Consider the following 13,863-nt stretch of genomic DNA (forward strand, 5'->3'; position numbering starts at 1 on the left):
AGCCTCCTCAGAGGGTGTAGAGCACGTGCTGAATAAGGGCCAGCGAGTCCTTCACCGAGTGTGCTTCGGGGGCCAACGATACGTCGATGGGCGCGAGTGCGTTCTCCGCGATTCGGTCGAACAGGGAGCGGTACTCGTCAAGTTCGTGCTGCTGCACCAAGTAGTGGGAGCCGAGGAGCTGTTCCACCACGACGGTGCCCAACCGCGGCTCGGCGGGGATGACATGCGCGAAGTTGCCGGTGAGTGCGGCATGCGCCTGTGCCGTGAAGGGATAGATCTGGATGGTCACATTCGGCAGTCGCGCCAGCTCGATCAGGTGCAGCAACTGCTCCCGTACGACCTTGGCGCTGCCGAACCTCATGTGCAACGCGGACTCGTGGATGATGGCGTGCACGGACGGCGGGTTGTCGCGCGTCAGGATGTGCTGCCGTTCCATGCGGAACCGCAACCCCTCCTCGATGTTCGTGAAACCCAGGTCGGGGCTCGTGAAGATGGAGCGCGTGTAGTCCTCGGTCTGGAAGAGGCCCGGGATGAACAGCGGCTCGTGCGTCCGGATGGCCACAGCCTCCGATTCGAGCTCGGCCAGGTTCAGGGGGTCGGGCCCGAGGTGCTTCCTGTATGTACGCCACCAGCCTTTGCCGCTGGCCTCGGACATGGCGACCAGTGCCTGGATATAGGGATCCTCCGAGCAACCGTAGATTCGGCATAGGTCGAGCAGTCGCTCGGTGAGGACCGACGTCCGGCCGGCCTCGATGTGGCCCAGCTGCCCGCGCGTCATGCCGATCCGGTCGGCAGCTTCAGTGGTGGTCAACCCGGCCTGCTCGCGCAGTTGTTTGAGCTCGAAGCCGAGTCGTCGCTGTCGTTCGCTGATGGTGGTGCGCAGTCCCACGGGTTCTCCTTGGCGGTCGGCCAAAAGTCTGCCCCCTCAAGAGGGGTTAGTCCATCGGCTACAGCGAACAGGTTGCTCGCGAGAACCCTATATCGCTACGGTGAGTGCGCTTCCGATAACAAGTCGGAGTCGCTCAACTTCCCCTGCCCATAAGCCGACAGAGCACCCGCCCCTCCCCCCAGGCGCGCGCGGGCGACGCCATCGCCGGGTGACGGGAATCCCACTCGACAGGAGCCACTGCTCATGGACGCATCCCGCCGTGCCGCCCACCGCTGCACTCAACTCAGCCACGAGTACAGCCTCTTCGCCCCCGGCGACGCCACCGCCCCCCGCGTCTGCCGCGACTTCGTACGCGCCGTCCTCTTCACCCACGACCGGGAGCACCTCGTCATGCCCGCCGCCCTGTGCACCTCCGAACTCGTCACCAACGTCCACCTGCACACCAAGGGCACCGCCATGCTCCGCATCCGGCTCACCCCGGCCCGCTTCCGGGTCAGCGTCTTCGACGAGAGTCCCGACCCGCCGGTCGTCGCGTACCCGGCGGGCAGGGTTGTCGCCTGCTGGGGAAGGGGGCTCGCGCTCGTCGAGGAGATGGCGGACCTGTGGGGCGTCGCCGAGGAGAGGGCGGGGCGGTTCGCCAAGGGGGTGTGGTTCGAGCTGGGTGTGAAGGGCGGGCCCCGCCAAGGGCGTCGTGACCGGGGTGGCGATCACGGGACCGAGGCGGGGCAGCGGTGGGTCAGCGGTTGACCATGAACTCCAGCGACGCGCTCTGCTGGCTCATGCGCCCGTAGGCGTCCACCGCGAACACCGTCGCCATGCAGGGGCCGTTGTACGGCGGCGTCCACTCGATGGTGCCCGTGGTGGACAGGCGGGTGCCGCTGACGCCGCAGGCGCCGGAGATCTCCCAGGAGTACCCCTTGAGCAGCCGTCCCTCGTCACCCGCGCCGGGCTTGGCCGTGATCTGGATGGGGAACCGGGTGCCGCCCGCGGACACCAGCGTCAGCCGCGGTGCCGCCGGGCCGATCTGGCTGGCCGGGGTGAGCCGGTCGACGGTGATCTCGGCGGAGGGCGCCGACTCGGCACCCGTGCCGCTCTCCACGGCGACGACGTAGTAGGACGCCTTGCCCGCCGGAGCGACGCGGTCCTCCCACCCGCCGCCACGCACACTGCCGATGGCGGTCCAGCCGCCGTCGGTGCGGCGGTAGACGTTGTACTGGCCGGAGTCCTCGGGCAGATCCCAGTGGATCTCGGTCCGGTCGTCGTAGACGGCGGTGGTGAGCCCGGTCGGGGCGGGGGCGCCTGAGGGCGCGGGGCGGGTGGCCGTCACCGGGGCGGAGACCGGGGAGACGTTCCCGGCGCCGTCGACCGCGTGCACCTTGTACGTGTAGCCCGTACCCGCCTCGGCGCGGCCGTCCGTGTAGGACGCGGCGAGCACGATATCGGGTCCGTCGGTGTCCTGCTGCCCGTCGGGCGCGGCCCACACCTCGTAGTGATGGACGTCCGTCGCGGCGGAGGCCTGCCAGGTGAGCGTGTTGCCCGCCGTGGTGCCCTTCGCCGTGAGGCCGGTGACCTGCTCCGGGCTGGTGCGGTCGACGGTGGTGACGGGCTGGTCGGCGGTGCCGGTCGAGATGTTGCCGGCCTTGTCGTAGGCGCGGACCTCGTAGTAGTACGTGTCGCCGGTCACCGGCAGGGTCGTGTCGGTGTACGTCGTCGCCGTCGTCGTGACCGGGGTGCTGCCGAATCCCTGGCCCTTGAGGCGGCGGTAGACGCGGTATCCGGCGAGGTCCATCTCCTTGTTCTTCGCCCAGGTGAGCTTCGCCGTGCCGGTGGCGGGGTCGTAGGAGACGGAGGCGCCCGTGGGGGCGAGTGGCTTGACGGTGTCGACGGTCGCCGAAGTGCGCGGTGTGTAGGCGAACTTGACCTTGGCGCTGCCGGTCCAGTTGGCGTAGTCGATGCGGAGGGTGTGTTTGCCGGAGGGGATGGTGAGGTTGACGGTCTTGGAGACGGTTGTGGAGGTGTTCTTCCACAGGTCGATCTTGCGGGTGCCGTCGAGGTAGACGCGGATGCCGTCGAGGCCGGAGGCGGAGAGGGTGAAGGGGCCGCCGGAGCCGAAGTCCCGTGTCACGCTCCAGCGGACGCCGAAGTAGTTGGTCGGCAGGCCGGAGGCGGGGGCGCCGGTGCCCCAGTTCTGGTCGATGACGCTGTCGCAGTCGGTCTTCTTCGGCGTGCCGGAGAAGGTGGTGTTCGCGAAGAACTGCCGTGTGAAGACCGGCGAGGTGCAGGTCGTGGCGGCGGATGCGGGTGCGGCGGTGGCGGTGAGGAGGCCGCCCGCGGTGGCGAGCACGACGGCCGTCGCGGCTGCGGCGGTCGTGCTTCTTGCTGGGTTCATGCGGTCCTTCAGTCCTGTTCGGCGACGGTGGTGATCACTGTCGCCGAACAGGACTCGCCGGGCCGGGGATTGGTTGTACGGTCAGCCGGCCGGTGCGGTGACCGCCCAGTCGCCCGCGGGCAGGGACTCGGTGCCGTCGTCGGCCACGGCGGTCACCCAGTAGTAGGACGTGGTGCCGCGGCGGGCGCCGGTGTCGAAGTACTGGACGGCTCCGGAGGCCGGGGCGGCGATCTTCTCGTACGCCGAGGTCGCCGGGTTCCAGCGGTAGATACGGAAACCGCCCGCCTGCTCCGGCGCGGACTCGCCCAGCCCGTGCCACTCCAGCAGGTTCCCCTCGTCGCCCTCCGCGCCGGTCGCGGTGAGCGTCAGCGGCGAGCCCTCCGGCGTCGCCACGCTCGGCGTCGTGTCGAACTCGGTCGCCGTCACGATCTGGGCCTCGCCGGTCCACTGGAAGGAGGAGTTCCCGGCGTCGTCGATGGCGTCGACGATGAAGCAGGACTCCTCGCCGTCCGGGAGCGTGGTGTACGCGTACGAAGTGGTGTCGGCCGAGACGTGGAAGCCCGGGTAGAGGGAGCACACCTGCTCCTCCTCGTCCCCCCACAGCTCGCCCCGGCGCACCGCGTAGCTCGCCAGGTCGGCGGTCGGGTTGGCGTCCCAGCGCACCTCGAAGCCGTACTCGGTCGGCGTGACGGTCACCCCGGTGACGGCGGACGGCGGTGTGAGGTCCCGGCGCTTTCCGGTGACGGCGGCGGACCACGGGGACTCGTTGCCCGCCGCGTCGAGGGCGGTCACCCGGTAGTAGTAGGTGGTGTCCTCGACGGCCGAGGCGTCGAGGTACGACAGCCCGCTAGTGGTCCCGAGGCGGTTGTAGGCCCCGTCCGCACTGGCCGCCCGGTACACCTGGTACGACGCCGCTCCCTCGACCGCGCTCCACCCGACCCGCAGCCCCTCCGCCTCGGAGGCGGTGCTCAGCCCGGTGGGCAGGGCGGGCGCGGACCGGTCGACGGTGGTGACGGCCAGATCGGCGGTACCGGACGACACGTTGCCCGCCTTGTCGTAGGCGCGGACCTCGTAGTAGTACGTGTCGCCGCTCACCGGCAGGGCCGTGTCGGTGTACGTCGTCGCCGTCGTCGTCGCCAGGGGAGTGCTGCCGAAGGACGCGCCCTTGAGGCGCCGGAACACGCGGTATCCGGCGAGGTCCATCTCCTTGTTCTTCGCCCAACGGATCGTGGCCTTGCCCGTCGCCGTGTCGTATGACACCGAAGCCCCGGTCGGAGCGAGCGGCTTGACGGTGTCCACGGTCGCCGAAGTGCGCGGCACGTAGCCGAACTTGACCTTGGCGCTGCCGGTCCAGTTGACGTAGTCGACGCGCAGGGTGTGGGTGCCGGACGGGATCGTGAGGTTGACGGTCTTGGAGACGGTCGTGGAGGTGTTCTTCCACAGGTCGATCTTGCGGGTGCCGTCGAGGTAGACCCGTATGCCGTCCAGGCCGGAGGCGGAGAGGGTGAAGGGGCCGCCGGAGCCGAAGTCGCGGGTGACCGTCCAGCGGACGCCGAAGTAGTTGGTCGGCAAGCCGGAGGCCGGGGCGCCCGTGCCCCAGTTCTGGTCGATCGCGGAGTCGCAGTCCGTTTTCTTCGGCGTGCCGGAGAATGTCGTATTCGCGAAGAACTGTCGCTTGAAGACCGGCGAGGTGCAGGTCGTGGCGGCGGAGGCGGGTGCGGCGGTCGCGGTGAGGAGGCCGCCCGCGGTGGCGAGCACGACGGCCGTCGCGGCTGCGGCGGTCGTGCGTCTGGCTGGGTTCATTCGGTCCTCTGGTCGAGAATTGGACAGCCGTCGAAGAAGCTGTCCTGATCACGACTCGCGAGGAATGGCGTTGGTTGTACGGATCTCCGACCGGTGTTCGAGGCGTAGGGGTGGAGAGGGCGTAAACGGTGTTTGGAGAGGATTCCGTCTTGTCTTCACGGGCGCAGCGGAGCGTGGTGTTGCGCACTCGTTAAGTAGTTCCGCTTGACGCTGGGGGCCGTCGGCGCGTTGGCTTTTCAGTCATCTGGGCGCAATGGCGCGCCCGTGACCCGATGGCACCAGAAGTGAGCTCCTCATATGCGTCCCATGCGCCCCATGCGCCGTATCGCCACAGCCGTGGCCGCCGCGTCCACGATGACCCTCTCGCTGGCAGCGTGCGGGGCACTGGGCGTCGCCGGGGACGGCAGTGAGGCGAGCCCGACCAAGGGCAACGACATCACGGTGGGGCTGCTGCTGCCGGAGACGGCGAACACGCGCTACGACAAGTTCGACTACCCCATCATCAAGAACAAGGTCCAGGAGCTCACGGACAGGCAGGGCAAGGTCGTCTACCGGAACGCCGACGCGGACGCGGCCAAGCAGGCGAGTCAGCTGCAGAAGATGATCGACGACCAGGTCGACGTGATCCTGCTGGACGCCGTCGACGCGCACGCCATCGCCGACGGGGTGCAGAAGGCCAAGGACGCCGGGATCCCGGTCATCGCCTACGACCGCCTGGCCGAGGGGCCGATCGACGCCTACGTCTCCTTCGACAACGAGCTGGTCGGCGAGGTCCAGGGCCGCACGCTCCTGGAGGCCATGGGCGGCACCGACGTCGACTCCGCCGACAAGATCGTCATGATGAACGGCTCGCCCACCGACCCGAACGCCAAGCAGTTCAAGGCGGGTGCCCTGTCCGAGCTCAACGGCACGGTGACGATCGCCAAGTCGTACGACACCAAGGACTGGAAGCCGGAGAACGCCCAGGCCAACATGGCCCAGGCGATCAAGGCGATCGGCTCGAACAACATCAAGGGCGTCTACTCCGCCAACGACGGCATGGCCGCCGGTGTCATCAAGGCCCTTGAGGCCGCGGGGGTGACCGAACTGCCGCCGATCACCGGGCAGGACGCCGAACTGGACGCCGTGCAGCGGATCCTGACCGGCGAGCAGTACATGAGCGTGTACAAGTCGTACCCGCAGGAGGCCGAGAGCGCCGCGGAGATGGCCGTGGCCAAGGTCCAGGGCCGGGACATCCAGTTCGACTCGCTCACCCAGGACCAGGTCGACAGCCCGACCGACAAGGACATTCCGGCGCTGCTGGTGCCCGTGGTCGCCCTGACGAAGAACAACATCGAGGAGACCGTCCTCGCCGACGGCATCTACCAGCTGTCCGAAATCTGCACCACCAAGTACAAGGCCGCCTGCCTGGCGGCGGGCCTCGACAAGTAGCAGCGCCCGGGCCCCGGGGCCCCCTTCCCCGGGCCTTCGCCCTGCCCCGTACCCCGCTGTCCGGCCTGACGCGGCCGCGGTGCCGCCCCGCCCCATCCCAACCGCGGCGGAACGGGCACACCACCTCTGCTTCACCGCTACCTTCAGCTTGTTGCACGGCAAGAGAACGGAGGGGGTGACATCGCACGCTTCATGGGGCGTTTCGGGCCATGGGCCGAGGCGAGCCGTGTTGCGGAGCAGAGACGGTCCGCGCATAGTTGCGCTGCGGAAGCGCGGGTGAGCGAGCCGACGCACGAGGCGGGAACCGGGGGTGGGATGGGCGATGGCCGGGCACGGGACGGAGGAGCATCCACACGGTGCCGACCGACTGTGCGAGGCCGGGGATCGCGTGTATTCCCGGGCCGTACGGCGGGGCCGGGTGCCGCGCCGGGACGCGGAGCCGGTGCCCTGCCTGCTGGAGCTGGCCCTGCTGCACCCCGACCCCGACGACATGGACTGGCTGGTGCCCACCTCCCCGCAGGAGGTCATGACCCGGCTGCTGCGTGGGGTGTACGACGAGGTCAGCGCGAGCCAGCGGCGGATGGGCTCGGCGGTTGCGGCGTTCGAGTGGTACGCCGGGCTCGGCCCCCGTCCGCCGCAGACGGCCGGCGCGGAGGGCACGGCGATCCGGGTACTGGAGGGTGACGCGCGCATCCAGGGCGCGCTGGACGAGGCCACCCAGGCGTGCACGACGGAGGTGCTGACGGTTCAGCCCGGCGGCATCCGTCCCGAGCACGAGCTGACGGAGGGCCTGCACCGGGCGCTGGCGCTGCGGGGCCGGGGCGTGCGGATGCGCGACCTGTACACCCATGTGGCCCGGCACGGCCAGGGACTGCTCAACTACCTTGAGCTGATGGGCGATTCGGTGGAGGCCCGCACACTCGACGAGGTGATCGACCGGCTGATCCTCTTCGACCGTACGGTCGCCTTCATCCCGGCGAACGCGGACCGCACGATGGCGCTGGAGCTTCGGCATCCGGCGCTGGTGCACTATCTGGTCACGGTCTTCGAGCGGCTGTGGCGGCTGGCGATCCCCCTGACGGCCCCGCTTCCCGACACCGGCATCGAGGGGATCTCCCATCGTGAGCAGTCCATCGCGGCACTGCTCGCTGAGGGCCACCAGGACGCGGTGATCGCGGAGCGGCTGGGGATAAGCGTCCGTACCTGCCGGGCGCACATCGCACGGCTCTCGGAGACGCTGGGGGCGGCGAGCCGTACGCAACTCGGTGTCCGTATCGCCCAGGTGGGGCTGGACGGGCGGCGCTCGCCGTCACCGGCCCCGGCGACAACGCCGGCGCAGTCGTCCGGCGGCGACGGGCCGGCCATGCTCAGGAGTCCTGGTCTGCCTGGTCAAGAATCCCGGACTGCCCGATGAGATAGCCGAGTTGGGCGCGGCTCTCGCTGCCCAGGGTGACGGCGAGTTTGGCGATGTGCACGCGGACGGTCCGGATGTTCATGCCGAGTCGGTCGGCTATGGACGCGTCGGTGTGGCCCTCGATGAGAAGGCTCGCGATGGCGCGCTGGCGCGGGGTGACGCCGTTCAGGGTGGGCTGCTGCACGGCCTGGGGGTACATGGGGGTCGCCAGCCGCCACAGCCGATCGAAGGTGGTGACGAGGTAGCCGATCAGGGCGGGGTGGCGGATCTCCAGGGCGAGGGTGCGGTCCTTGTTGCCGGGGATGAAGGCGACCGTACGGTCGAGGACGATGAGCCGGTCGGTGACCTCGTCCAGGGTGCGGGCCTCGGCGTCGCCTCTGAGCTGCTCGTAACGCGCCATGACGAGCGGCCGGTAGCGCTGTGTGTGCTGGTAGAGGGTGCGGATGCGGCCACCGCGGTCCAGCAGGGCCTGGTCGCGGTCCAGCGCGAGGGCCTGGGCGTTCTCGACGCGCCCGTCGCCGTGGTGGGTGGTGGGCTGGATGCTCAGCAGTTCCTGGGACGCGCTGGTCATGGCCTCGGTGATGGCCTCGTTGATCCGGCGGGTGCCGCTGAGCACCGTGATCGCCGGGTTGTCCGAGGCCGCCGTGCGCCGGCCGTCGATCCGCATGAGCGGCTCGAAGGTGTCGGCCAGCAACTGCTCGCGTCGCCGCTCGTCCGCGATGCGGTCCTCGGAGGCCCTCAGCAGTCGGTGGAGCACGACGGCGGGGGCGACGGGTTCCAGCCAGTCGAGGTCCTCCGCGGTGGGCTGGAGGAGGCCGAGATCGGCCAGGCAGGGGGCGGGCGCGGCGTCCTCGGCGCGCAGTCGGCCGTCGTGCAGGGCCCGTTCGTACAGCTTCAGGCCCGCCTCGCACAGTTCCTTGTCCGGGTGGGGATGCGCCTCGGTCACGGGTGGGCGTCTCCCCCCGGTATCGGGTGGTCCTCGTCCAGGAGCCCGGACTGGGCGATGAGGTAGCCGAGCTGGGCGCGGCTGCCGCTGCCCAGGGCGGTCGCGAGCTTGGCTATGTGGGCGCGGCAGGTGCGGACGTTCATGCCGAGGCGGCGCGCGATCGCCTCGTCGACGTGCCCCTCGACGAGCAGTCGCGCGATGGAGCGCTGGACGCCGGTGATGCCGTCGCGGGTGGGCTCGTAGGGGGCCTCCTCGCGCAGGGGGGTCGCCCGGCTCCAGAGGTTCTCGAACACCTTGATCAGGTACTTGACGAGCCCGGGATGCCGCAGTTCGAGGGCGACCTGCTGATCGTCGTGGGCCGGTACGAAGGCGACCGTCTCGTCGCAGATGATGAGCCGCCCTATGAGCTCCTCCAGCGTGCGGATCTCGACCTTGCCGCGTGACATGACGTCCACGTAGGCCATGGTCCCCAGGCTGTGCCGCACGGTGTGCTGGTAGAGCGTCCGCATGCGCACGCCCCGCTCCATCAGCGGGCGGTCCCGTTCCAGGGCCTGCTTGAGTATGTGCTCGCTGCGCCCGCCCCCCGGCTGCACGGTCAGCACCTCGTGGCGGCACTCGGCTGTCGCGAGGTTGAGCGCCGCGTTGATCCGCTTGGCTCCTTCGAGCACCGTGATGGCGTGCGTGGGCGCGGGCGCGAGCGCGCTGAGCGCCATGAATGGCTCGAAGGATTCGGTCAGTTCGATGGACATCCGCCGGCGGTCCAGGATCTCGCGCTCCAGCGGATGAAGACGCTGGGCGAGGACGACGGAGGGCGGAACCGGGCGCAGCCAGTTCTCGTCGTCAGGATCCGGGTGCAGCAGGGCGAAGTCGAGCAGGCAGGGGGCTTCGGCGATCTCGGCCCGTGCGATGCGGCCGGTGCTCAACGCGGTCGCATACAGCTGCGTCCCTTCCTCACAGAGATCTGTGATCGCATGGGGATGTATCCCTTTTGTGTGATTGTTAGGCAAATCTCCACCCCCCAGGGTCCTGAACATGCAGGAACATGATGCATCGCCCCTGTGGCATTGACGTGTCCGAATGAGCCATCGTCTTCGTGGCACGGGGGAAGGGAACTCGTTGAGTGAGGACGAAGCCGACTATGTTCAAGAGAATGCTTCGATCGGCGCTTGCCGTTGCCTTCTCTGCGGCCGTGGTCTTCGGTGCTGGGGCGGGAGTGGTGGAAGCGGCCAGCACGACCCAGACGGACACCGGCTGGGGGGCCACTGAGCCGAAGGGAGTCGTCGCGACGGACGACACCGGCTGGGGCTCCGCGCCGGCCGACCCGAGTGGTGCGACCTCATGACCAATCCACCCGACGATCGTTCCTTTCGTCGAGAAATGGCCACCGCCTACCGCTCCGGCTGGCACTTCATCGACCTGGTCACCGCGATCCCCCACCCCGGTGACTCGCTGATGGTGACCGTCTTCGGTGAGCCGGTCGTCGTCACCCGGGACGAGGACGAGGACGTCCGGGCCTACCGGTGTCTGCGGCGGCCTCGGGGGGCGCCGCAGCCCGTACGGTGCGCCATCCGGTACGGAATGATCTTCGTGAACCTCGATCAGCGCGACCACCGACTGGTGGAGCCGGAAGCCCCGGCTGCCCAAAGGACCATCTCAGCCACCCCCCGCAGTGCCTGACGCGATTCCCCCGTCGTAACAGATCGCTCAGGTGCTTCCCCCCGCAGCGGCGTCACCGTGACCTGAACACGGTGACGCCGCTGCAGTTTTCCGGGGACATTTCCCCGTATGCGCCGGTTCTGGCAGCGGCTGGAACCGATCGTCGGTGAACCGGTCAGCCCCGCCCCATGGCCCGCCTCAGCGCGATCTCGATCACCACCCGGTCGGGATTCGGCGAGGGCGTGCGCCCGTACCGCCGCGCGTACCGCCGCTCCGCCTCCGCGACCCGCTCCGGGTCGGTCCGCACGTGCGCCAGCCCCTCCAGCGTCGCCCATCTGCGCCCGTCCAACTGGCAGACCGCGACCCGCGCCCCGTCCGGGCCGGCGGCCAGCACATGGCCCACCTTCCGGCTCGACTTGTTCGCGATCACCCGAGCCAGCCGCGCCTCGGGGTCGTATGTCACTCCGACGGGTACGACATGCGGAGTGCCGTCCGGACGCAGGGTCGTCAGGGTGCACAGGTGCTTCTCCTGCCAGAAGGAGAGGTAGGGCGCGTCCGGCGCGCCGGGATCCTGAGGGTATGCCGCCATGGCCACGAACCCTAGACCCTGCCGCCCGAACGCCAGCCCTGGCCATCTTGAGCGGAATGGACTCAACTTTGTGTACGCTGATTCAGTCAGTACTGGGAGACGCTGACGCCAGGAGGAGAACGCCAACGTGGACGCCGAGCTGACCAACAGGAGCCGGGACGCGATCAACGCGGCCGGCAACCGGGCCGTGACCGAGGGGCACCCGGACCTCACCCCTGCCCACCTGCTCCTGGCTCTGCTCCAGGGGCAGGACAACGAGAACATCATCGATCTGCTGGCCGCCGTCGACGCGGACCAGGCCTCCGTGCGCGCCGGTGCGGAGAAGGTGCTCGCCGCGCTGCCCAGCGTGACCGGGTCCACCGTCGCGCCGCCGCAGCCCAACCGTGAGCTGCTCGCCGTGATCGCCGACGCCCAGGCGCGGGCCAAGGAGCTCGGGGACGAGTACCTCTCGACCGAGCACCTCCTCATCGGCATCGCCGCCAAGGGCGGCCAGGCCGGCGAGGTGCTCGCCCAGCAGGGGGCCAGTGCGAAGAAGCTGCTGGAGGCCTTCCGGAAGGCCCGCGGCGGGCGCCGGGTGACCACCGCCGACCCCGAGGGGCAGTACAAGGCGCTGGAGAAGTTCGGCACCGACTTCACCGCCGCGGCCCGCGAGGGCAAGCTCGACCCCGTCATCGGGCGCGACCAGGAGATCCGGCGGGTCGTGCAGGTGCTCAGCCGCCGTACCAAGAACAACCCCGTCCTCATCGGTGAGCCGGGCGTGGGCAAGACCGCCGTCGTGGAGGGACTCGCCCAGCGGATCGTGAAGGGGGACGTGCCCGAGTCCCTCAAGGACAAGCGGCTCGTCGCGCTCGACCTCTCCGCCATGGTCGCCGGGGCCAAGTACCGGGGTGAGTTCGAGGAGCGGCTGAAGACCGTGCTCGCGGAGATCAAGGACTCCGACGGGCAGATCATCACCTTCATCGACGAGCTGCACACCGTCGTGGGCGCCGGTGCCGGCGGGGACTCCGCCATGGACGCGGGCAACATGCTCAAGCCGATGCTCGCGCGTGGTGAGCTGCGCATGGTGGGTGCGACGACCCTCGACGAGTACCGCGAGCGGATCGAGAAGGACCCGGCTCTGGAGCGCCGCTTCCAGCAGGTGCTGGTGGCGGAGCCGACCGTCGAGGACACCATCGCGATCCTGCGCGGGCTCAAGGGCCGCTACGAGGCCCACCACAAGGTGCAGATCGCGGACAGCGCGCTGGTCGCGGCCGCCACGCTGTCCGACCGGTACATCACCTCCCGCTTCCTGCCGGACAAGGCAATCGACCTGGTCGACGAGGCGGCCTCCCGCCTCCGTATGGAGATCGACTCGTCCCCCGTCGAGATCGACGAACTCCAGCGTGCCGTCGACCGGTTGAAGATGGAGGAGCTGGCGCTGGACAAGGAGACCGACCCGGCCTCCCGCGAGCGCCTGGAGAAGCTGCGCCGCGACCTCGCCGACAAGGAGGAGGAGCTGCGGGGCCTGACCGCCCGCTGGGAGAAGGAGAAGCAGTCCCTCAACCGCGTCGGCGAGCTGAAGGAACGGCTCGACGAGGTGCGCGGGCAGGCCGAACGCGCCCAGCGCGACGGCGACTTCGACACCGCGTCCAAGCTGCTCTACGGCGAGATCCCGGCCCTGGAGAAGGAGCTGGAGGCCGCCTCCGCCGCCGAGGAGGAAGTCGCCAAGGACACCATGGTCAAGGAAGAGGTCGGCTCCGACGACATCGCCGACGTCGTCGCGGCCTGGACCGGCATTCCGGCCGGACGGCTCCTGGAGGGCGAGACCCAGAAGCTCCTGCGCATGGAGGACGAGCTGGGCAAGCGGCTCATCGGCCAGACGGAGGCCGTGCGGGCCGTGTCCGACGCCGTACGCCGCACCCGCGCCGGCATCGCCGACCCGGACCGCCCGACCGGCTCCTTCCTCTTCCTCGGCCCGACCGGTGTCGGCAAGACCGAACTGGCCAAGGCGCTCGCCGACTTCCTCTTCGACGACGAGCGGGCGATGGTCCGCATCGACATGTCGGAGTACGGCGAGAAGCACAGCGTGGCCCGGCTGGTCGGCGCGCCGCCCGGGTACGTCGGCTACGAGGAGGGCGGCCAGCTGACGGAGGCGGTGCGGCGCAGGCCGTACAGCGTGATCCTGCTGGACGAGGTGGAGAAGGCGCACCCCGAGGTCTTCGACATCCTCCTGCAGGTGCTCGACGACGGGCGGCTGACGGACGGTCAGGGCCGCACGGTCGACTTCCGCAACACGATCCTGGTACTGACCTCGAACCTGGGCAGCCAGTTCCTGGTCGACCCGCTCACGAGCGAGGCGGAGAAGAAGGAGCAGGTCCTGGAGGTGGTCCGGGCCTCCTTCAAGCCGGAGTTCCTCAACCGCCTGGACGACCTGGTGGTCTTCTCCGCCCTGACCAAGGACGACCTGGGCCGTATCGCCCGGCTCCAGATCGACCGCCTGGCCAAGCGGCTCGCGGAACGCCGGCTGGCCCTGGAGGTCACCCCGCAGGCCCTGGCCTGGCTCGCCGACGAGGGCAACGACCCGGCCTACGGCGCCCGCCCGCTGCGCCGCCTCATCCAGACCGCCATCGGCGACCGCCTGGCCAAGGAGATCCTGGCCGGGGAGGTCAAGGACGGCGACACGGTCCGGGTGGACGCGTTCGGGGACGGGCTGATCGTGGGGCCGGCGACGGCGAAGACGCTGTAAGGAGCGGCGCCCTGGCAGGCC

Annotated in this window: 11 protein-coding genes; 5 read left to right on the plus strand and 6 right to left on the minus strand. The window is 69.6% G+C overall.

From position 1 onward, the window contains the following. Positions 1 to 7 precede the first annotated feature (7 nt). A complete protein-coding gene (locus AQI70_RS08505) occupies positions 8 to 889 on the minus strand; it encodes a helix-turn-helix domain-containing protein (RefSeq protein WP_062146058.1) in 882 nt (293 codons plus the stop codon). Positions 890 to 1,132: 243 nt separating this feature from the next. Here AQI70_RS08505 and AQI70_RS08510 point away from each other — a divergent pair, with 243 nt between their 5' ends. After that, entirely contained in the window at positions 1,133 to 1,636 is a 504-nt protein-coding gene (locus tag AQI70_RS08510) for an ATP-binding protein (protein WP_062146060.1), read from the plus strand. Here AQI70_RS08510 and AQI70_RS38410 read toward each other — a convergent pair. Together AQI70_RS38410 and AQI70_RS08520 are read right to left on the minus strand one after the other, a co-directional pair. Next, complete coding sequence (locus AQI70_RS38410; protein ID WP_062146062.1) at positions 1,626 to 3,278, minus strand: fibronectin type III domain-containing protein; 1,653 nt, start codon at positions 3,276 to 3,278, stop codon at positions 1,626 to 1,628. The two genes, AQI70_RS08510 and AQI70_RS38410, sit on opposite strands and share 11 nt — an antisense overlap. Before the next feature lie 81 nt (positions 3,279 to 3,359). Continuing rightward, positions 3,360 to 5,081, minus strand: a complete 1,722-nt coding sequence (locus AQI70_RS08520) for a fibronectin type III domain-containing protein (protein WP_062146064.1) — start codon at positions 5,079 to 5,081, stop codon at positions 3,360 to 3,362. Positions 5,082 to 5,396: 315 nt separating this feature from the next. Here AQI70_RS08520 and AQI70_RS08525 point away from each other — a divergent pair, with 315 nt between their 5' ends. After that, the gene (locus AQI70_RS08525; RefSeq protein WP_062146066.1) at positions 5,397 to 6,512 is read left to right on the plus strand and encodes a sugar ABC transporter substrate-binding protein; all 1,116 of its coding nucleotides are present in this window, start codon (positions 5,397 to 5,399) and stop codon (positions 6,510 to 6,512) included. Positions 6,513 to 6,834: 322 nt separating this feature from the next. Beyond that, a complete protein-coding gene (locus AQI70_RS08530; RefSeq protein WP_062146068.1) occupies positions 6,835 to 7,926 on the plus strand; it encodes a helix-turn-helix transcriptional regulator in 1,092 nt (363 codons plus the stop codon). On the opposite strand, the gene AQI70_RS08535 is transcribed toward AQI70_RS08530, so the two are convergent. Both AQI70_RS08535 and AQI70_RS08540 read right to left on the minus strand, forming a co-directional pair. Further along, positions 7,880 to 8,872 carry a helix-turn-helix transcriptional regulator gene (locus AQI70_RS08535; RefSeq protein WP_062146070.1) on the minus strand — a complete coding sequence of 331 codons (993 nt, stop codon included), beginning with the start codon at positions 8,870 to 8,872 and terminating at the stop codon, positions 7,880 to 7,882. The two genes, AQI70_RS08530 and AQI70_RS08535, sit on opposite strands and share 47 nt — an antisense overlap. Beyond that, complete coding sequence (locus tag AQI70_RS08540; RefSeq protein WP_079051198.1) at positions 8,869 to 9,906, minus strand: helix-turn-helix transcriptional regulator; 1,038 nt, start codon at positions 9,904 to 9,906, stop codon at positions 8,869 to 8,871. Before AQI70_RS08540 ends, AQI70_RS08535 begins: the two co-directional genes overlap by 4 nt. 304 nt (positions 9,907 to 10,210) lie before the next feature. On the opposite strand from AQI70_RS08540, the gene AQI70_RS08550 reads away from it, so the two are divergent. Beyond that, a complete protein-coding gene (locus tag AQI70_RS08550) occupies positions 10,211 to 10,549 on the plus strand; it encodes a Rieske (2Fe-2S) protein (RefSeq protein ID WP_037887237.1) in 339 nt (112 codons plus the stop codon). Positions 10,550 to 10,703: 154 nt separating this feature from the next. On the opposite strand, the gene AQI70_RS08555 is transcribed toward AQI70_RS08550, so the two are convergent. Further along, on the minus strand, positions 10,704 to 11,117 hold the full coding sequence (locus AQI70_RS08555; RefSeq protein WP_062146072.1) for a pyridoxamine 5'-phosphate oxidase family protein: 414 nt from the start codon (positions 11,115 to 11,117) through the stop codon (positions 10,704 to 10,706). Between the two features lie 127 nt (positions 11,118 to 11,244). On the opposite strand from AQI70_RS08555, the gene clpB reads away from it, so the two are divergent. Further along, a complete protein-coding gene (clpB, locus tag AQI70_RS08560) occupies positions 11,245 to 13,842 on the plus strand; it encodes an ATP-dependent chaperone ClpB (RefSeq protein ID WP_062146074.1) in 2,598 nt (865 codons plus the stop codon). The last annotated feature ends 21 nt before the right edge of the window (positions 13,843 to 13,863 follow it).

It is taken from the genome of Streptomyces curacoi (genome assembly GCF_001513975.1).
Classification (GTDB): Bacteria; Actinomycetota; Actinomycetes; order Streptomycetales; family Streptomycetaceae; genus Streptomyces; species Streptomyces curacoi.